The sequence below is a fragment of the Streptomyces litchfieldiae genome (genome assembly GCF_031845365.1).
Classification (GTDB): domain Bacteria; phylum Actinomycetota; class Actinomycetes; order Streptomycetales; family Streptomycetaceae; genus Streptomyces; species Streptomyces litchfieldiae.
Map to the genome: position 1 here is coordinate 1 of NZ_JAVREL010000035.1, position 18,162 is coordinate 18,162.

An 18,162-nucleotide genomic window follows, 5' to 3' on the forward strand; every position below is an offset into this window, starting at 1 on the left:
TCAGAAGCATGGTTCGCGGCCCGGTTGCAGGCACGCAGGGTCGCCGCCAGTGCGTCCGCGTCATGGGCGGACGCGGGCAACAACTTCACCTGCGCGACGATCTTCACGCAGAACACGCCAGTACGACTGACCATCGGAGATCAACTTGCCGTCAGAGCACAACGATGAGAACTCCGCCGCTTCGCGGCTCCGCTCCAAGGAAGCCATTCCTCCCGGGGCTGAAGCCCCGAGCTTCCTGGCTAGAACACGGTGAAGCCCGACAGGAACTGCCCGACCGCGACGCCGGCCAGCACCAGGCGCAGCGGGGAGAAGCCCTGGCCGCGCCGCGCGACGGCCCACACCAGCAGGAACGCCAGCAGCGCCCCCGCGAACGCCGGTGCCGACAGCCCGAGACCCAGCAGCCCGCCGCCGCCCGCGCCCAGCACGAGCGCGGCGACCGCGCCGAGCGAGGCGCCGCTGGAGACACCCAGCAGATACGGGTCGGCCAGCGGGTTGCGCACCATCGCCTGCACCGCCGCGCCCACCAGGCCGAGCCCCGCGCCGACCAGCGCGGCCAGCAGCGCGCGCGGCACCCGCAGCCGCCACACGATGAGTTCGTCCGTGCCCGGCCGCGCGGGCCGCCCGGCCAGGCGCCGCGCCACGATCCGCCACACGTCGTCCGACGGGATGTCGGTGGTGCCCAGGCTCACCGCGGCGGTCAGCGCGAGGAGCAGCAGCCCGCCCAGCACGGGCGCGAGCACGGCGGGCCGCACCCGGCCCCGGGTGGTCACCGGTCCTCGCCGGCCGCCGGGAACCGGTCGGCGTGGACGGCGCGGGCGATGGTCTCGACGGTCTCGGCGTTGCGCACCCCGGCGATGGTGGTGACCTCCGAGCCGATGCGCAGGAACCGGCCCTCCCGCACGGCGGTCAGGCCGCGCGTGGCGGGGTGCGTGCGCAGGAACTCCTCGGCCTCGTCGAAGGCCGCCTCCAGGGCGGCGGCGTCACCGCGGTTCCGGACGGCGAGCTGGATCCAGTCCGGGTCGGCGCTCACCACGTCCTCCCAGGAGGACGGCCGGAAGTCGGTGTCGCAGTCCCCGAAGACGTTGGTGACCGCGGCCAACGTCAGGACGGCGTGGGCGACTTGGCGGTTGCAGACGGCCATGGGCCGTTCGGTGCCCGCGTCGTGGTCGAAGATCCAGTACGTGGGGCGCTCGTCCGCCGGAACGCCGCCCACCGCCGCCTCGACCGCGTCCAGTCGCCGCGTCATGTCGGTGACCAGCTCCCCTGCCCGGTCGGTGGTGCCGGTCGCGGCCCCCAGTCGCCGGATGTCCTCCAGCACGGCGGACAGGTCCTCGCGGGGGCCGTCGAGCGTTCCGGCGCAGGCCGTGGACAGCAGGAACATATGGGCGATGCCCGCCGCGGCGAACTCCTCCTCGGTGGGAAACCCGGCCGCGCCCCCCAGCGCGCCGGTGGCCGCGAAGGTGTCGATGTAGAGGTCGGCGCCGGAGCCCAGCAGCGTCTCACGGTCGATGACGCCCTCGCCCAGGACGGGCACGGCGCGCGCCTGTTCGTCCAGTTGCCCGGGCAGCGCCCCCGCGCTGGGCGGGAAGCCGGTGCCGATCACCCGGTCCCCCGCTCCCAGCCGCAACAGCAGTTCCAGACTGGCGGCGTTGCTGGTCACGATCCGCTCGGGCGCGGCGTCGATCGTCGTCTCCTGCCCGGCGCAGTCCTCGACCGTGACCGGGAACCCGTTTCGGTAAGTCCCGCCGCCCACCCGCTCGTTGTCCGGGCCGCCGCCGCACGCCGCGAGCAGCCCGGTCAGCGCCAGGGCGCAGCCGAGGGCCACCGGGCGACGCGCCCCTGTTCGTCTCACTCTTCGCACCGTTCACCCGCTTCCGGCCCCGGTGATCTTCCCGGGGCGCCGTCCGCAGTAGTCGGCGGGCGGGGCACGGTAGTTCCGGGGAGGGGTCCCGGGCGGTCCGGTGGATGATGAGTGCGGTGCGAGTCGATCGGCTGTGTGGGCCGCGCGGCGGGGAGGCGTGAGATGCACGGGATACGAGGGGACGCCTCGGCGGGTGCGCGGGTCGCCAAGGTGTCGGTGGCGGCACTGGTGTTGGGGCTGTCGGCCATCGGGTGCGTGGGCGACGACTCCGGCGATCAGCCGCCGAACGCCGAGGAATCCGTCGCCTCCGGGGCCGGTAGTCCCTCCGCCGAGCCGTCCCCGGTGGGCGAGGAACTGCCCGTCGAGGTCACCGAAGCCGATTCCGAACTCATCACGTATGAGTCCCTCCAGGAACGCCTGCCCGCTCCCCCGGACGACGCGTCGTTGACGGAGGACGTCCTGCACACGCTGCGGACGGACACGGTGCTGATGGCCGGGGTCTGGGCCGAGACCAGCGGCGAGTGCGAGGGCGGTGAACTGGGCGGTGGGGACACGGCCACGTGCGTGGTCCGGTACGCGGGCGAGGAAGTGCGCTGGTCGGTCACCGTCGACGACGGGCCCGGCATCTTCAGCTACACGTACACGCCCGACAACGCCGTGCTCACCGCGCAGGCGGTCCGGGGCCAGTTCTGGACCGGCTTCAACGGGTGGCGCACCCAGCAGCGGTGCAGTGACATACCGGACGTGACCGTCGTGCCGGTCGCCGACTTCGGCCGGCAGCACTACACGGGGTTCCGGTGTCAGTACCTCGATGAGTACGCGGAGGGCAATCCGGTCTGGCGGGACCACTCCGTCGTTGTCGACGAGAACGGCGAGATCGGCTTCATCGAGGTCGTCTGACGGGCGTCACGGAACGTCCCGTCCCAGCATCCCGGCCAGGAACTCCGCCATAACCAGCCGCAGTTCCTCCCGGCTCGGCGTGGGCCCGGCCCCGGCGATCGCGTCGAAGACCAGGCCGTCGACGAACGCGACCAGCGGCCGGCCGTGCCGCGCCGCGCCGCGCGATCCCGCCCGTTCCATCAGCACGGTCGTGCCCTCGCGGAAGCCGCGCCCCAACGCGTCGTAGATCCGCCGCAGTTCCGGCCGCCGCGTCGCCTCCAACGCCAGGTCGTAGCGGGCGAGTTGGCGCCGCCTGCCGGTGGTCACCTGCCGGTGCGCCAGTTCGGGCAGGACGGATCTCCGCCCGTGGTGCTGTAGGCGCGGCTCCCCGGTTCAGGTCCCGTCCGGCCAGGCGTCCCGGCCCACCAGGTCCAGGACGAGCGCGGCGATGTTCCACGCGTCGTCCTCGCCCCGGTGGTGCCAGCCCTCCAGCGGCAGCCCCGCGATCCTCAGGGCCTGGTCCATGCCGGGGCGCTTGCGCAGGCCGTACCCTTCCGTGAACGCCAGCTTGGCGTTGGTGTGCCGACGACCGAACGGATAGCGCACGCCCGTCGACTGGCACTGGCGGGTGAACTGGTTGCGGTCGTAGTCGCCCCAACTCGCCCAGGGCCGCTCCCCGGCCCGGTGCTCGGCCGCCAGCAGCCGGCACGCCTCGGCGAAGGACACGCCCCGCTCCGCCTCGGCCGGCGTCAGCCCGGTCAGCTCGGTGCAGAACGCGCTGACCTCGGACCTGGCCGGCCGCACCAGGATCCGATGCCGGCCGCGCCGCTCGCGGGCCGCCAGGTCCACCACCGTCAGCCCGATCTCGATGATCTCGCCGACCTGCCCGGCCGGCGGTTGCCCGGCCCAACAGGTCGCCTCGACGTCCACCACGTTCAGCAGCTCACCGGCCGTTCCCATGCCGCCGACCCTAGAGAGTCCCCGCGCCGTCCGGCACTCCGTTTCCCCGGGCCGCGCTCGCGGCGACCTGGCTGTCGGCGAGGAAGTCGCCGATGAGGGCGGCCCATTCGGCGGGGCGTTCCACGAACGGCAGGTGGCCGGTGGGTATTTCGGCGTAACGCGCCCCCGGGATGGCGTCGGCCAGTTGCCGGTGGTGGTGCGGGGTGACGAGGTGATCCAGCGTGGTGGAGATGACGAGGGTGGGCACGGCGACGGCGGCGAGGTCGTCCCGGACGTCCGCCTCGTCGGTCAGCAGGTCGAGGTGCTCCGGTGTGCCGGGCGGCATCGTGGCGGCGCTCGCCTTGATGGCCGCGTCGAGTTCGTCCCCCGCCATGGCGTCCGCGGCGGGGGCGCCGAGGCAGAGCAGGGACATGACTCCGGCCAGGCGCTCCCGCTCGTCCGCGCGGTACAGGTCGCGCCAGAGCCGGGCCGCGAGCAGGAGCCGGGGGGTGAGGTGCGCGAAGCCGGCGGTGAGGACGAGCGCGGTGACGCGTTCGGGGTGGCGGGTGGCGGCCCGGACGGCCACCGCAGTGCCGAGCGAGTAGCCCGCGATGGCGAACGACTCCAGGCCCTCCTCGACGGCGGCGGCGACCAGTTGGTCGGCCAGGCCGTCGAGGGTGAGCGGGGCATCGGCGCGCGGGGTGCGGCCGGTGCCGGGGTAGTCGGGCCCCACCACCGTGTGCCGCTCGGCCAGCGTGTCCAGGATGGGCCCGTAGTTGGCGTCGATGCCGCCGCCCGCGCCGTGGGCCAGCAGCAGCCCCGGACCGGTGCCGCGCACCACGCGCCCCAGGGTGGCGGAGGGCAGGACAGTGGACATGGCGTCTCTCTTTCGGGTTCTCGGGAAGGGACCGATCACCCCGGACGTTAAACTCTGACATCGGTGTGAGAGTCAATGCGATGAGGTGCGGCTCACGTGCGTATCGGGGAAATGGTTCGCCGTACCGGGGTCAGTGAGCGGCTGCTGCGCTACTACGAGGCGCAGGGCCTGCTGGCGCCGACGCGGCTGCCGAGCGGCTACCGGGTCTACGGCGAAGCGGACGTGGACACGGTCAGGCGCATCCGCGCGCTGCTCGCGGCCGGTCTGACGACGGCCACGATCGGCAGGGTCCTCCCCTGCGTCCGGGACAACGGCCCGACCCTGGCCCCCGTCTGCCCCGATCTCGTGGCCGAGCTGCGGCGCGAACGCCAGCGCATCACCCACGCGATCAGGGATCTCCAGACGTCGCAGAGCCTGCTCGACGAGGTCATCGCCGCCGGTCCCGGGGAACAGTAGCGGCCATGTCACAAGTCGCCCCCGGCATTCGTCTCGGTCTCGGACCTCGCACGAATGCCACCAAGGAGAGACGCGTGAACACCGCACTGTGGATCGTCACCGGACTGCTGGCCGTTGTGCTGCTGGGCAGCAGCGCCAAGATGTTCGTGCCCAAGGAGACGATGGCCGGCATGCTGGGCGACGCCTCGAAGTGGGTCGAGGACTTCAGCCCCGGCGCCCTGAGGGCCATCGGAGCCCTTGAATTCCTGGGCGCGGTGGGCCTGATCCTGCCCGCCGTCCTGGACATCGCGCCGGTCCTGGTGCCGCTGGCCGCCACCGGCGCGGTGCTGTTGTTCGCCGGCGCGGCGTTCACGCGCCTCCGCCGCGGTGAGCGGATGACGGTCGTGGGCGACCTGCTCTATCTCGGCCTGGCCGCCTTCGTGGCGTGGGGCCGCTTCGGCCCCGAGTCCTTCACCGGCTGATACGCGTCACAGCCGGGCCGCGTGTCTCGTCTTAGAGGGCATGACGAACTCGGAACAGACCTCGGCACTGATCACCGGAGCCAACAAGGGACTCGGCTTCGAGGCGGCCCGGCGGCTCGGGGAGCGGGGTTGGACCATCTTTCTCGGCTCGCGCGACGAGGGCCGCGGGCGGGCGGCCGCCGACAAGCTGACCGCCGGCGGCGCGAACGTGGTGCCGGTCCCGCTGGACGTGACCTCGGACGAGTCGGTGGCCGGCGCCGTCCGGCTCGTTCGGGAGCACACCGACCGGCTGGACGTGCTGATCAACAACGCCGGCGCGCCCGGCAACGCGGTTCCCCCCGCGGACGCGACAGCCGACGAGATTCACTCCGTCTACGACACCAACGTCTATGGACCGATCAGGGTCACCCACGCGTTCCTTCCGCTGCTGCGGGCGGCGGACAATCCGCGCGTGGTGATGGTGTCCAGCGGCGGCGCGTCGTTCTCGGTCGTGACCGATCCTGAGCAGCCCATCTCGAAAATGCACGAACTCGCCTACAGTTCGTCGAAGGCCGCGCTGAACATGATCACCGTCCGCTATGCCCAGGCGATTCCGGAGATCAAATTCAACATCGCCACGCCCGGGGAAATAGCCAACCGCACATGGGCCGCCACCGATATGAACCGTCACACCGGCCAGTTGACCGTCACCGAGGGCACCGACTCGATCGTCAGGCTCGCGACGATCGACGCCGACGGCCCGACCGGGATCTTCATCGACCGCCTCGGGCCCGCACCGTGGTGACCAACTCGTCCAGTCCGTCGAACCGCCAGTCGAAGGCATCCGAGCCGGTCGGTGGATCGCCGGCCGGCCGGCTCCTGGCCGCGCCCGCCGACCTGGAACGGTGGGTGGCCGCGTGCGACGGGCTCCCCGACCGCGTCACCGCCGACTCGACGACCTTCGAGTCCGCGCTGTCCCTGCGCGAGGCGACCTACCGACTCGCCCTCGACCGCGTGCTCGCCCGGCCCTTCGATCCGGGCAGCCTTGAGATCGTCAACGCCATGGCGGCCGGGCCGGTGCCCACGGTCGAACTCGGCGACGCGGGGCTGCGCATGTCGGGAGACCTCCGCGCGGTGCTCTCGCACATAGCCAGAAGCGGCATCGTCGTGCTCGCCGACGCCGACGCCCACCTCAAGGAGTGCGGCCGCGCGGGCTGCACCCGCGTCTACCTCGACCGCTCGCGCGGCGCGCGGCGCACCTGGTGCGGAATGGACGAGTGCGGCAACCGCGTCAAGGCCGCGGCCTACCGCGCCCGCAGACGCGCCTCGGCCACGGCGGAGGGCCGCGGCGCCTGAATCACCTCACACGTTCCACACCCGGGGCAGGTCACCACCGCAGAAGACGCAGGAGAAGTCGTCCTCGCGCACGATGTTGTGCTCATCGCAGCCGGGGCAGCGCCGGAACACCACCTCGTGCGTGAAGCCGGACGGACGCCCGAGGCCGACCCGGTCCAGCGCCTGCGCGACCGCCGGCCAGGAGGTCACATCCGGGCAGTAGCCGGTCGAGTGGTTGCTGACCTCGTCGACCGTCCAGCCACCGCCCTCGCGACCGAAGCCGATCTCGCCGGCGCTCAGCACACGACCGCCACCGGCACACGCGACATGCTCGCTGCGCCGCGCCGCCAGCCGCAGCACCCCGTCCAGGTCCACCACGAAGGTGAAGGGCTCGGCCAGCTCGTCCGCCGATCGCTCGCCGACCCAGCTCTCGAAGTCGGCCGGTGAACGGATCGGGCGCCCCTCGGCACCGGGCCGAACCACGGCCCTCACGTCGGCCGGCCCCACGTATCGGTAGCCCCGCGCCCGGTCACTCATGAGCCCACCAACGTCCCCACTGCGGACACAAATTCCCCCAACCAGCCTCCCGCCGTCTCCACACATGGTTCAATCAATGGGCTCTTATCTGAATAAGTGTGGAGAAGGGGGCTCATACAAGAAGCACCCAGCACCAGGCGCTTACCACGCCGGTCCCTCCTGGGCTGCGCCGTCGCGCTCGGCCTGTCGGCCGCGGCGGCCGAAGCCGTCGTGGCGCCCACCGAGGCGGCCGCGGAAACCCGTTACACACTGGACGGCTGGCGGTTCTGCGTGAACTGCTTCGGGCTGTTCCTGTTCGACTTCACGGTCCAGGAGAGTCTCTGCCCGCGCAACGGCGGCCGACACCAGGCCGCCGGCTGGACCTTCCGGCTCACCTACAACCTGGACGCCGCTGGCACGGGCGAGGACGCCAAACTCAGGCCAACTGGCGGCATTGCTACCGGTGCGCGGGCCTCTACTGGGCCCCCAGCACCGCGCTCCGATGCCCGGCGGGCGGGGCACACAGCTACCTCCACCCCGGGGGCTACCCCCGGCAGTTCCTGCTGCCGCACGACATCGGCGAACCGGCGTGGACGCAACACCAATGGCGGTTCTGCTTCAAGTGCTCCGTGCTGTTCTACAACGGCTACGCCGGCCGGGGCGAGTACGGCCTCTGCCCCTATGACTACATCTGGGGCCACACCGCCGCGGGATACGACTTCGCGATCCCCGTCTCGGCCTACACCTGATCACACGGCATGTGAGGCGAACGAACGGCCCGCCGAGGCCGGGCCGTTCGTTCGCCGGCCGCGCCCCGGCCTTCCGCGGATGTACTCCCGGGGGAGTAGCGCCCGTTCCACGCCGCCGTCCGCAGTAGCGCCGAGTTCGCTCCGGCGGCCGATGGATCCGCCGTTTTCCGGCGGGAGCCTGGAGGGGCATCCACGGAAGACGACGAAGGAGCCCCGCATGGGAGCCGTCAGCCTCGACACCGGGCCGAACCGCCAATCGCCCCCGCCCGAACCCCCTCCCGCTCCGCCGCCCGGCCGCCGCCGGGCCATATTGTGGGGAATCCTCGCCCTCTGGGTCGGTCTGCTCGCCGTCGCCGCGCCGTTCGGCGGCAAGGTGGAGGAGGTCCAGAGCAACGAGACCGTCGACTACCTGCCGGAGAGCGCCGACTCCACCGAGGTCGTGCAGATCGAGGAAGGCCTCCCCGGCGGCGAGGCCGCCGAGGTGATCCTCGTCTACGAGCGCGACGCCGGCCTCACCGACGCCGACCGCGAGGCGGCCCGCGCCCAGGTCGGCGACATCGCCGCCACCTATGAACTCGCCGGTGACGCCGCGCCGCGGGGCATCCCCTCCGAAGACGGCACCACCGAGATGTACCCGCTGGTCATCGGCGGCTTCGCCGAACAGGAAGAACGCATCGAAGCCGTCCGCGACATCCGCGAGAGCGTCGCCGGGGGTCTTCCGGACGGCCTGACCGTGCTGGTCGGCGGCTCCGGCGGCCTGGACCTCGACAACGACGAGGTGTTCTCCTCCATCGACGGCACCCTGACGCTGACCACCGCCGCCATCGTCGCCGTTCTCCTGATCCTCACCTACCGCAGCCCCGTGCTGTGGCTGCTGCCCCTGCTGTGCGTCGGCGTCGGCGTCATGACCGCCCAGGGGCTGGTCTACGGCCTGGTCGAGACGATGGACGTCACCGTCAACGGCATGAACAGCGCGGTCATGACCGTGCTGATCTTCGGCGCCGGCACCGACTACGCCCTGCTCCTGGTCGCCCGCTACCGCGAGGAACTGCGCCGCCACGAGCGCCCCTACGACGCGATGCTGGCCGCCGTCCGCGGCTGCGGCCCGGCGCTGGTGGCCTCCGCCGCCACCGTTTCCGCCGGCCTGCTCTGCCTCATGGCCGCCGACCTCAACAGCACCGCCGGACTCGGCCCGGTCGGCGTCGCGGGCGTCGTCTGCGCGCTCGCGGTGATGCTGACCCTGCTGCCGGCCGTGCTGGTGCTGTGCGGACGACGTGTGTTCTGGCCGTTCATCCCCGCCTTCGGCAGCGAGGGCACCGACGCCGAGCGGGGCTACTTCGCGCGCGTCGGCGGCTCGATCGCCCGCCGCCCCGTCGCCATCCTCGCCGGCGGCGTCGCGCTGATGGGCGCGCTGGCCCTGGGCAACTTCAACATGCCCGGCACCCTCAGCAACGAGGACTCCTTCGTCGACACCCCCGAATCCATCACCGCCATGGAACACCTGGCCGAGGCGTACCCGGAGCAGAACGCCCAGCCCATCACGGTCATGGCGCGCAGCGACCACGCCGACGCCGTTGTCGACGCCACCAACGCGACCGAGGGCGTCGCCGACGTCGAGACCGGCCGCAGCGGCGACGGCTGGACGGAGCTCAGCGTCTACGCCAGCGACCCGCCCGAGTCCGACGGCGAGAAGGCCACCATCGAGGCGCTGCGCGACGGCCTGGCCGACATCGAGGGCGCCGAGGCGGCGGTGGGCGGTTCCACGGCCCAGAAGATGGACCTCGCCAGCACCAACGACGACGACCGGATGCTCGTCATCCCGCTCGTTCTCGGCATCGTACTGCTGATCCTCATCGCCCTGCTGCGCAGCGTCACCGCGCCGGTGATCCTGCTCGCCGCCGTCGTCGCCTCGTGGGGCGCGGCCCTGGGCCTGGGCGGCCTGCTGTTCTCCTCGGTCTTCGGCTTCGAGGGCGTCGACCCGTCGATGGCGCTGATCACGTTCGTCTTCGGCGTCGCGCTCGGCGTGGACTACGGCATCTTCCTGATGCACCGGATGCGCGAGGAGAACCTCAATGGCCTCGACACCCGCCAGGCCGCGCTCACCGCGCTGCGCACCACCGGCGGCGTGATCGCCTCGGCGGGCATCGTGCTGGCGGCCACGTTCGGGGTGCTGATGTCGATGCCGATGGTGATGATGATCGAGATCGGCTTCGTCGTCGCGATCGGCGTGCTGCTCGACACCTTCCTGGTCCGCACCTACATCGTCACCGCCGCGAGCTGGCTGCTGGGCCGCCGCGTGTGGTCGCCGGGTCCCCTCTCCCGCAAGTCCGGTGCCGAAGCCGGATGATGGCCGCATGGTGAGGGCTCTCCCACTGCCGCGGGGCGCGGTCACCCGTGTCCCGCGGCACGACCTGGTCATCGCCGCCGCCGTCGGCGCGTTCTGCGCGCTGGCGGCGGCGGTCGCCGCGCCGGACGGCGAGGAACTGGACCTCACCGGCTGGCTGCTCCTCGCGGGCGCGATCCTGCCGCTGCCCTGGCGCCGCCGCGCCCCCCTGGCGGTGTTCCTCGCGCACGCGTGCGTCGTGCAGCCCTATCACGGGCTCGGCTACTCCCACACCGCGCCGCTGCTGGCCAGCGGAGTCGCCCTCTTCTCGGTGGCCGCGACGGGAACGCCGCGCCGCAGCCTCGCGCTGGTCGCCGGGATCCCGGTCGTCATCGTCGTCGTCTGGCTGAACGACACCGACACCGGCGCGGGCATGCTGCGGATCTCCGGCTGGTTCCTGGTCCCCATCGTGCTCGGCGAGGCCGTGCGCTGGCACGGCCAGTACATCGCCGCCATCCGCGAGCGCGCCGAACGCGCCGAGCGCACCCGCGAGGAGGAGGCCGCGCGCCGCGTCGCCGAGGAACGGCTGCGCATCGCCCGCGACTTGCACGACCTCCTGGCCCACAGCATCACCCTCATCGGCGTGCAGACCTCCGTCGCCTCCCACCTCCTGATCGCCGCCCCCGAACGCCTGGACCGCGCCGCGCTCGCCGAATCCCTGGACAGCATCGCCGAGACCTGCCGTGAGGCCCGCGCCGAACTGCGCACCACGCTCCAGGTGTTGCGCGGCGACGACCCCGACCGCGGCGGCCACGACCCCCTGCCGGACCTCGGCGGCATCGCCGGCCTCGTGCGCGCCGCCGAGGCGGCCGGCGCCAAGGTGCGGCTGAGCCTGGACGCGGGCGGCCCGGTCCCGCCGGTCACCGGCGCGGCGGCGTACCGCATCGTTCAGGAGGCGCTGACCAACGCCGTCCGCCACGCCGGGCCCGACGTCTCCATCGACGTGTCGGTCCTGAATGAGGGCGGCGCGCTCCGCCTCGGCGTCGTCGACGACGGCTCGGGCGGCGGCGCCCGGCAGGAGACCCCGGACGGCGAATCCGGCTTCGGCATCGCCGGCATGCGCGAACGCGCCCGCAGCATCGGCGGCACCCTCACCGCCGCCCCGCGCGACGACGGCCCGGGCTTCGCCGTCACCGCCCACCTCCCCGCCGCCACCACGCCGGAGTGATCTGACTCACACGCTGTTACAGCGCCCGATGACGCGGTGTCTTGAGGCCGAACCCCTGGAAACGGAGGAGACACCATGGCCGAGAACACCGATGTCATCGTGATCGGCGGCGGATACGCCGGCGTCCTGGCCGCCAATCGCCTGACGCGGCGCGACGATGTGACGGTGACCCTGATCAACCCGCGCCCCGCCTTCGTCCAGCGGATCCGCCTGCACCAACTGGTGGGCGGGTCCCACGACGCGGTCACGGACTACCGGGACATCCTGAGCGAACGCGTCCGGCTGGTCGTCGACACCGCGACCCGGATCGACGCGGCCGGGCGCGGCGTGACGCTGGCGTCGGGCGGCACGGTCCGCTACGACTACCTGATCTACGCGGTGGGCAGCGGCAGCGCCGGCCAACGGGTGCCCGGGGCGGCCGAGTTCGCCTACCCGATCGCCACCCTGGAGGAGGCGCAGCGGCTGCGGCCGGCCCTGGACGCCGCGCCCGCGACGGCCCCGGTGACCGTTGTCGGAGCCGGTCCGGCCGGCATCGAGACCGCCGCCGAGCTGGCGGAGCAGGGCCGCGCCGTGACGCTGGTCTGCGGCGGCGAACTCGGCCCGTACTTGCACCCGCGGGGCCGGCGCTTCGTCGCCCGGCGACTGGCCGGGCTGGGGTGACCGTGCTCGACGGCCCCGGCACGGAGGTGACGGCTGTCACGCGCGACGCCGTGCGGCTCGGTGACGGCCGCGAGGTGCCGAGCCACGTGACCATCTGGACCGCCGGGTTCGGGGTGCCGGACCTGGCCACGCGCAGCGGGCTGAGCACCGACGCGCTGGGCCGCCTGCGCACGGACGAGACGCTGACCAGCGTGGACGACGCGCGCGTCGTCGCGGCCGGCGACGCGGCGGCGCCGTCGGACCTGCCATACCGGATGAGCTGCCAGTCCGCGGTGCAGCTGGGTCCGCGGGCGGCCGACACCGTGCTCAGCCGGATCGCGGGCCACCAGCCCGCGCCCGTCAGCGTGGCGTTCGCCGGTCAGTGCATCAGCCTGGGGCGCCGGGCCGGCATCTTCCAGTTCGCCCGCCGGAACGACGTCGCGATCAGCCTCTACCTGGGCGGCCGCGGCTCCTGGCGGAGCAGTTCCGCAACCCGGGCGTGCGCGCCGGCATCCTCGCGACGTTCCTCATCGTGACCGGCCACTTCGCGGCCTACACGTTTGTGAGCCCGGCGCTGCAGAGGCTGTCGGGGATCGATGAACGACTCGTCGGCCCGCTGCTGTTCGGGTTCGGCCTGGCGGGCATGGCCGGCAACTTCCTCGCCGGCGCCGCGCTGGCGCGCGCTCCGCACCGGACCGTGCTCGTCATCACCGTGACCCTGGCGGCCGCGATGCCGCTCTATGTGCTGCTGGGCCGGGGACCGGTCGGCGGGGCCGCGCTGTTGATTGGTCGGCCACATAATCGGGCCGATGGGAGGGAGACCCTCATGACCATGGCCTATCTGGCGCAGCCCGAGCAGCAGAAGCTCGAATGGCTCGACGGGGGAACGTTCTCCGTGCTGCTCGGCAAGGACGCCACCGAGGGCAGGCTGACCGTGGGCCGCTTCGACGTCGCCAGGGGCGAGGCCCCGCCGTTCCACCTGCACACCCGCGAGGACGAGGTGTTCCTGCTCCTCAAGGGCACCGCGCTGGTGTGGTCCGGGGAGGAGGAGCACGAGCTGCGCGAGGGCGGGATCGTCTACCTGCCGCGCGACGTTCCGCACTCCTACCGCATCACCTCGGACCGCGCCGACCTCCTCATGATCGCCACCCCGGGCGGCATCGAGGGCATGTTCCGCCACGCCGGACGCGACCTCGCCGAGCCGCGGCCGGAAGGCTTCGAGATTCCCAAGTCCCTGCTCGCGGAGGCCGCCGGGCTGTACGGCAACGTCGTCGTCGGCCCGCCGCGCTGACCACCCCGCCCACCGAAGGAGAACTCTCATGCCCAACGCCCTGTGGACGCCGATCGCCGTCGGCGACATCCCCCTGCCGCACCGCCTGGCCATGGCCCCGATGACGCGCGACCGGTCCACCCCGGAAGGCGTCCCGACCGAGCTGAACGCCGAGTACTACGTCCAGCGCGCCTCGAACGCGCTCATCATCAGCGAGGGCACCCAGCCCTCCCCCGACGGCCAGGGCTACCTGTTGACCCCCGGCATCCACTCCGACGAGCAGATCGCCGGCTGGCGCAAGGTCACCGACGCCGTGCACACGGCCGGCGGACGGCTCGTCATCCAGCTCATGCACGCCGGGCGGATCGCCCACCCCGGCAACACCCCGCACGGCCGGCAGCCGGTGGCCCCCTCGGCGGTCCGGCCGGCCGGCACCATGTTCACCGCGTCCGGTCCCCAGGAGATGCCCGAGCCCCGTGCGCTGTCCACCGGCCAAGTCGCCGCGACGGTAGAGGACTTCCGCCGCGCCGCGGCGGCCGCCGTCGCGGCTGGCGCCGACGGCGTCGAGATCCACGCCGCCAACGGCTACCTCGTCCACCAGTTCCTGGCCACCAACACCAACCACCGCACCGACCGTTACGGCGGCTCCCTCGCCAACCGCATCCGTTTCGCGGTGGAGGTGGCCACCGCGGTGGCGGACGAGATCGGCCCCGGCCGCACCGGCATCCGGCTCTCCCCCGGCAACCCGACCAACGACATCGAGGAGAGCGACACCCGGGAGCTGTACCCGGCGCTCGTGCGCGCCCTCGCCCCGCTCGGCCTGGCCTACCTGCACATCCTCCACCTCGGCGACGAGGAAGGGCTGGACGTCCTGCGCGGACTGTGGCCGACCGCGCTGCTCCTCAACCGGGCCGGCGCCGACATCCCCACCCGCGCCCAGGACATCGCCGACGGGCGCGCCGACGCCATCACGGTCGGCGCGATGGCCCTGGCCAACCCCGACCTGGTCGAACGGGTACGCTCCGGAGCGCCGTTGAACACCCCCGACCGGACCACCTTCTACGGCGGCGACGCGAAGGGCTACACCGACTACCCCGTCCATATCCCCTGAGGAACAGCGATGACCGACCCCGCGGCCAGGACACCGAGCACGGCGCGCGACGGGCGACTGAGCTACGCGGTGTTCCAGCTCGCCCGGGCCCACCGCGGGTACGCGGCGGCCATGCTCCGCGACGTGCGACTGCACCCGGGGCAGGAGCTACTCCTCATGCAACTGCTCGACCGGGACGGCCAGACCCAGTCCGAACTCCTGGAGAGCGTCGGCCTGGACCACTCGACCGTCTCCAAGTCCCTGCGCCGCATGCAGGACGCCGGCCTCCTCACCCGCGAACCGGCCGAACACGACCGGCGAGCGGTGGTCGTTCGGCTCACGGACAAGGGCCGCGCCCTGCGGAAGCCGATCGCGGCGCTGTGGGCGACCCTGGAGGAGATCTCGGTCCAGGACCTGGAGCCGGACGAGATCGAGGCGTTCGTCGCCACGGCCCACAAGATCGAGCGAGCGATCAAGGACCGTGCCCACGAGGGGACTTGAGACCGTCCGCGCCGCTTCAGTGATAGCTGTAGCGGCGCAGGTCGCGCCGGCGCACGGTGCGCAGGCCGCACGCCTCCCCCACGCCGCCGCCGTCCTCGACCATCATCATCAGGACCAACAGCACATAGCCGACCAGCCACCGGCCCACCGCCCGCCAGAACCCGGGCCGCCCCCCGTCGCGCACCCGGACCACCCGCAGCCCCCACAGCAGCTTGCCGACGCTGGCGCGGCACAGCCACATGCCGAACACATGGTTGACGAACGAGAAGGCCAGCGCGCAGCCGACGAACGGCAGCAAGTACCCCAGAAAGTCCAGGTCCTCCACCGCGAGCGCCCGCGCACCGACGAACCCGATCCCCAACGTGAGCAATACGTCGGTGGCCGTCGCGAGCACCAGCCGTCCCTCGTCGGCCTCCTGTACCACTGTCATGTCATGTCCCCCGATCTTCGTTCGATGCCGGGAACCTACGGGGCGGACGCCGACACTTCGGTGCCGGTCCGGTCACGGAACGGCGACAGCGGGAGGCGGCTACGCGGGGGCGCGACGGGCGGCCCGCTCGTGGGCCTTGTAGAGCTCGCCCAGGTCGGGGTGGCTCGTCACCGGGTCGCCCGCGTGCTCCCGCAGGCCGCCGAGGTAGTCGCGGACGGCGAGGGTGAGGGGAGCGGTCGGGCCCAGGAGCCGCAGGCAGTCGGTGAGCACCTCCTCGAACGCGGCGGCGGTCGCGGCCACCTCGGCACCCGATCGCCCCCGCGCGTCGGCGAGGAAGGCGCGGACGAGGAGCGTCATGAGGTGATCCGCCCCCCACAGCCGCCGGGTGTCGTGGAGCAGTTCCTCGTACGCCGCGACGGCCCCGGCCAGGTCGCCCGCCTTCGCGAGCAGATCGGCGAGGGTGCCACGCGCCGCGAGCACGTCAATCTGGTTCGCCCCCATCACCCGCGACACGTCGGCGAGCAACTCACGGTAGGCCGCGACCGCGCCGACCGGGTCGCCCGCCTCTCCCCGCAGGGAGATGAGGTCGCCCCGGACATCGAGGGTGGCGGGGTGGTCGGGCCCCAGGACCCGCAGGTGGTCGGCGAGCAGGCGCTCGTACTCCACCGCGGCCCGGGCGGGGTCGTCCTTCCCGTTCTCCAGCTCGGCCCGCTCGCTTCGCACGTCGACGAGGCGGCGGCGTGCCCTGAGGCTGTCGGGGTGGTCGGGGCCCAGCACCCGCACGTGCTCGGCGACCGCGAGTTCCTGAGCCGCCTCGGCTCCGGTGTAGTCACCCGCCTTCGCCTTCGCGCCGCCGAGCAGTGACCGCAGTTTCAGGGTGCGGGGATGGTCGGGGCCGAGCACCCGCAGATGGTCGGCGAGGAGAGCGTCGAGCGTGGCGACCGCTCCGGCGCGGTCGCCCGCCTCACCCTGCCGTTCGGCGAGGTCGGTACGGACAGCCAGGGTCTGGAGGGCATCGGGGCCCAGGACGCGGACGTGGTCGGCGAGCAGGTCCTCGTACTCGGCGACCGCGGCCGCCGGATCACTCGTCAGGTTTCTGAGCGCGGCCAGCGTGGCACGGACCTCAAGAGTCTTGGGGTCGTCGGGCCCCAGCACGCGTGCGCAGTCACCGACGAGCTCGGCCAGCAGACGTGTGCCCTCCGCTATCTCTCCGCCCTGGAGGAACTGGTAGGCGTGGCCATGGCGGGCGGTCAGGGTGTCCCGGTGGTCGGGCCCCAGCACGCGCGCGGAGTCACCGACGAGTTCGGCCAGCAGCTCTGCCGCTTCGGCGTACTTCCCTGCCTGGCCGAGGTGCCAGGCGTGGCCACGGCGGGCGGCCAGGGTGTCGGGGTGGTCGGGCCCCAGGACGCGTGCCCGGTCGGCGGCGAGTTCGGCCAGCAGACGCGCCGCCTCTTCGGACTCTCCCGCCTCCCCGAGGTCCCAGGCGTGCTCGTAACGGGCGGCCAGGGTGTCGGGATGGTCGGGCCCCGGCACGTCTCCGGAGTCCGCGGCGGCCTCCTCGTCCTGGCCGGCCGGGTCCTCCCGGCCCGGCGCCGTTTCGGTGGGGGCGGCGTGGCGTGGGGTGGGGGCGCCGGGTTCGGTGTACGGCGCGGTCGGGGGTGTGGTCCGGCGGTCGATGAGGGTGGTCACGGCGGCCGGCCAGGGGGAGGTGACGGGGAAGTGGTCCGGCGGGTCCCAGTGCGACGTGATCCGGTCGAGCAGTTGCGGGAGGGTGGGCCGGTCGTCGGGGTTCTTGGCCAGGCACGCGGCGACCAGCTCGTGGAGCGGACCGTGGAGGGCGTCCAGGTGCGGCTCGCCGGTGACGACGCGGTGGAGGACCGCCAGGGGCGGCCCCTGGCCGAACGGCTCCGTGCCGGTGGCGGCGAAGGCGACGACCGCTCCGAGGGCGAAGACGTCACTGGCCGGGCCCAGTTCGCCGCCCTCGATCTGTTCCGGGGACATGAAACCGGGCGTGCCGACGATCTGGCCGGTGCCTGTCAGAGCGGTGCCCTCCAGGGTCCGGGCGATTCCGAAGTCGATCACGCGGGGCCCGTCGGCGGCCAGCAGCACGTTCGACGGCTTGAGATCACGGTGGAGCAGTCCCTCGGCGTGGATGGCTTGGAGCGCCTCCACGAGCCTGGCCGCCAGCGGCCACACCGAGCCTTCCGGCAGCGGCCCGGCCTCGGCGACGGCCTCGGCCAGGTCGGGACCGGGAACGCAGACGGTCGCGATCCACGGCGGGTCGTCATCCGGGCCGGCGGCGACCACGGGAGCGGTGAACGCCCCGCTGACCGCCCGTGCCACCTCCACCTCCCGGCCGAAGCGCCGCCGGAACTCCCGCTGCCCCGCCAGATGCGGATAAACGACCTTCACCGCCACCGCCAGCCCACCCGGTGAACGGCCCAGGAACACCTCCCCCATCCCGCCGGCACCCAGCCGGCCACGCAGCACGAACGCCCCTACCCGCTCCGGGTCCCCCGCCCTCAACGTCTCCACGCCGGTCCCCTCATCGCCCAGTGCCCACACGCGAGTTCACACGTACGAACACCTACCCAACCACCACGACCCGGCCGACCGGGACCCAGGTGAC

17 protein-coding genes and 2 pseudogenes are annotated in these 18,162 nt (G+C 72.7%); 11 read left to right on the forward strand and 8 right to left on the reverse strand.

The window, feature by feature from the left end; genetic code table 11:
• Nucleotides 1-242 precede the first annotated feature (242 nt).
• Nucleotides 243-770: pseudogene (locus tag RM590_RS34125) on the reverse strand (FecCD family ABC transporter permease); the annotation flags it as partial.
• The gene (locus RM590_RS34130; RefSeq protein ID WP_311708693.1) at nt 767-1,852 is read right to left on the reverse strand and encodes an ABC transporter substrate-binding protein; all 1,086 of its coding nucleotides are present in this window, start codon (nt 1,850-1,852) and stop codon (nt 767-769) included. The gene RM590_RS34130 and the pseudogene RM590_RS34125, both read right to left, overlap by 4 nt.
• A gap of 171 nt (nt 1,853-2,023) precedes the next feature.
• Between RM590_RS34130 and RM590_RS34135 the strand changes: the two genes are divergently transcribed.
• Complete coding sequence (locus tag RM590_RS34135) at nt 2,024-2,761, forward strand: hypothetical protein (protein WP_311708694.1); 738 nt, start codon at nt 2,024-2,026, stop codon at nt 2,759-2,761.
• A gap of 6 nt (nt 2,762-2,767) precedes the next feature.
• Here RM590_RS34135 and RM590_RS34140 read toward each other — a convergent pair whose 3' ends face one another.
• Genes RM590_RS34140 through RM590_RS34150 form a run of 3 tightly spaced genes read right to left on the reverse strand, consistent with a single transcriptional unit; the run spans nt 2,768 to nt 4,556 of the window.
• Nucleotides 2,768-3,091 (reverse strand): TetR family transcriptional regulator C-terminal domain-containing protein, encoded by a 324-nt coding sequence (locus RM590_RS34140; protein WP_311708725.1) that lies wholly within the window; start codon nt 3,089-3,091, stop codon nt 2,768-2,770.
• 42 nt (nt 3,092-3,133) lie between these two features.
• Nucleotides 3,134-3,700 (reverse strand): 3'-5' exonuclease, encoded by a 567-nt coding sequence (locus RM590_RS34145; protein WP_311708695.1) that lies wholly within the window; start codon nt 3,698-3,700, stop codon nt 3,134-3,136.
• Nucleotides 3,701-3,710: 10 nt separating this feature from the next.
• Nucleotides 3,711-4,556: an alpha/beta fold hydrolase gene (locus RM590_RS34150; RefSeq protein WP_311708696.1), complete on the reverse strand. Its 846-nt coding sequence runs from the start codon at nt 4,554-4,556 to the stop codon at nt 3,711-3,713.
• A 96-nt stretch (nt 4,557-4,652) separates the two neighbouring features.
• On the opposite strand from RM590_RS34150, the gene RM590_RS34155 reads away from it, so the two are divergent.
• The 4 genes from RM590_RS34155 to RM590_RS34170 all read left to right on the forward strand — a co-directional run bounded on the left by RM590_RS34155 (nt 4,653) and on the right by RM590_RS34170 (nt 6,808).
• The gene (locus tag RM590_RS34155) at nt 4,653-5,012 is read left to right on the forward strand and encodes a MerR family transcriptional regulator (protein ID WP_311708697.1); all 360 of its coding nucleotides are present in this window, start codon (nt 4,653-4,655) and stop codon (nt 5,010-5,012) included.
• A gap of 74 nt (nt 5,013-5,086) precedes the next feature.
• A complete protein-coding gene (locus RM590_RS34160) occupies nt 5,087-5,473 on the forward strand; it encodes a DoxX family protein (RefSeq protein WP_311708698.1) in 387 nt (128 codons plus the stop codon).
• Between the two features lie 40 nt (nt 5,474-5,513).
• Nucleotides 5,514-6,257: an SDR family oxidoreductase gene (locus RM590_RS34165; RefSeq protein ID WP_311708699.1), complete on the forward strand. Its 744-nt coding sequence runs from the start codon at nt 5,514-5,516 to the stop codon at nt 6,255-6,257.
• Nucleotides 6,251-6,808, forward strand: a complete 558-nt coding sequence (locus RM590_RS34170; RefSeq protein WP_311708700.1) for a CGNR zinc finger domain-containing protein — start codon at nt 6,251-6,253, stop codon at nt 6,806-6,808. The genes RM590_RS34165 and RM590_RS34170 overlap by 7 nt, the downstream gene beginning before the upstream one ends.
• A 6-nt stretch (nt 6,809-6,814) precedes the next feature.
• On the opposite strand, the gene RM590_RS34175 is transcribed toward RM590_RS34170, so the two are convergent.
• The gene (locus RM590_RS34175) at nt 6,815-7,324 is read right to left on the reverse strand and encodes a hypothetical protein (protein ID WP_311708701.1); all 510 of its coding nucleotides are present in this window, start codon (nt 7,322-7,324) and stop codon (nt 6,815-6,817) included.
• A 945-nt stretch (nt 7,325-8,269) separates the two neighbouring features.
• On the opposite strand from RM590_RS34175, the gene RM590_RS34180 reads away from it, so the two are divergent.
• The 6 genes and pseudogenes from RM590_RS34180 (at nt 8,270) to RM590_RS34205 (ending at nt 15,103) form a co-directional block, all read left to right on the forward strand.
• A complete protein-coding gene (locus tag RM590_RS34180; protein ID WP_311708702.1) occupies nt 8,270-10,399 on the forward strand; it encodes an MMPL family transporter in 2,130 nt (709 codons plus the stop codon).
• A gap of 7 nt (nt 10,400-10,406) precedes the next feature.
• Nucleotides 10,407-11,603, forward strand: coding sequence for a sensor histidine kinase (locus tag RM590_RS34185; RefSeq protein WP_311708703.1), 1,197 nt, complete (start codon nt 10,407-10,409; stop codon nt 11,601-11,603).
• A gap of 75 nt (nt 11,604-11,678) precedes the next feature.
• A pseudogene (locus RM590_RS34190) lies at nt 11,679-12,709 on the forward strand (NAD(P)/FAD-dependent oxidoreductase); the annotation flags it as partial.
• Between the two features lie 32 nt (nt 12,710-12,741).
• On the forward strand, nt 12,742-13,533 hold the full coding sequence (locus RM590_RS34195; RefSeq protein ID WP_311708704.1) for a cupin domain-containing protein: 792 nt from the start codon (nt 12,742-12,744) through the stop codon (nt 13,531-13,533).
• A 28-nt stretch (nt 13,534-13,561) separates the two neighbouring features.
• Complete coding sequence (locus tag RM590_RS34200; protein WP_311708705.1) at nt 13,562-14,623, forward strand: alkene reductase; 1,062 nt, start codon at nt 13,562-13,564, stop codon at nt 14,621-14,623.
• 9 nt (nt 14,624-14,632) lie between these two features.
• On the forward strand, nt 14,633-15,103 hold the full coding sequence (locus RM590_RS34205; protein WP_311708706.1) for a MarR family winged helix-turn-helix transcriptional regulator: 471 nt from the start codon (nt 14,633-14,635) through the stop codon (nt 15,101-15,103).
• Between the two features lie 16 nt (nt 15,104-15,119).
• On the opposite strand, the gene RM590_RS34210 is transcribed toward RM590_RS34205, so the two are convergent.
• Together RM590_RS34210 and RM590_RS34215 are read right to left on the reverse strand one after the other, a co-directional pair.
• Nucleotides 15,120-15,533, reverse strand: a complete 414-nt coding sequence (locus RM590_RS34210; RefSeq protein ID WP_311708707.1) for an RDD family protein — start codon at nt 15,531-15,533, stop codon at nt 15,120-15,122.
• A gap of 99 nt (nt 15,534-15,632) precedes the next feature.
• A complete protein-coding gene (locus RM590_RS34215) occupies nt 15,633-18,068 on the reverse strand; it encodes a serine/threonine-protein kinase (RefSeq protein ID WP_311708708.1) in 2,436 nt (811 codons plus the stop codon).
• Nucleotides 18,069-18,162: the final 94 nt, after the last annotated feature.

What these genes read in the sequence shown, in the direction of transcription:
- RM590_RS34135 (WP_311708694.1), top strand. Translation starts at nt 2,024, where the DNA reads ATGCACGGGATACGAGGGGACGCCTCGGCGGGTGCGCGGGTCGCCAAG.
- RM590_RS34145 (WP_311708695.1), bottom strand. Translation starts at nt 3,700, where the DNA reads ATGGGAACGGCCGGTGAGCTGCTGAACGTGGTGGACGTCGAGGCGACC.
- RM590_RS34165 (WP_311708699.1), top strand. Translation starts at nt 5,514, where the DNA reads ATGACGAACTCGGAACAGACCTCGGCACTGATCACCGGAGCCAACAAG.
- RM590_RS34210 (WP_311708707.1), bottom strand. Translation starts at nt 15,533, where the DNA reads ATGACAGTGGTACAGGAGGCCGACGAGGGACGGCTGGTGCTCGCGACG.
- RM590_RS34175 (WP_311708701.1), bottom strand. Translation starts at nt 7,324, where the DNA reads ATGAGTGACCGGGCGCGGGGCTACCGATACGTGGGGCCGGCCGACGTG.
- RM590_RS34185 (WP_311708703.1), top strand. Translation starts at nt 10,407, where the DNA reads ATGGTGAGGGCTCTCCCACTGCCGCGGGGCGCGGTCACCCGTGTCCCG.
- RM590_RS34205 (WP_311708706.1), top strand. Translation starts at nt 14,633, where the DNA reads ATGACCGACCCCGCGGCCAGGACACCGAGCACGGCGCGCGACGGGCGA.
- RM590_RS34150 (WP_311708696.1), bottom strand. Translation starts at nt 4,556, where the DNA reads ATGTCCACTGTCCTGCCCTCCGCCACCCTGGGGCGCGTGGTGCGCGGC.
- RM590_RS34180 (WP_311708702.1), top strand. Translation starts at nt 8,270, where the DNA reads ATGGGAGCCGTCAGCCTCGACACCGGGCCGAACCGCCAATCGCCCCCG.
- RM590_RS34200 (WP_311708705.1), top strand. Translation starts at nt 13,562, where the DNA reads ATGCCCAACGCCCTGTGGACGCCGATCGCCGTCGGCGACATCCCCCTG.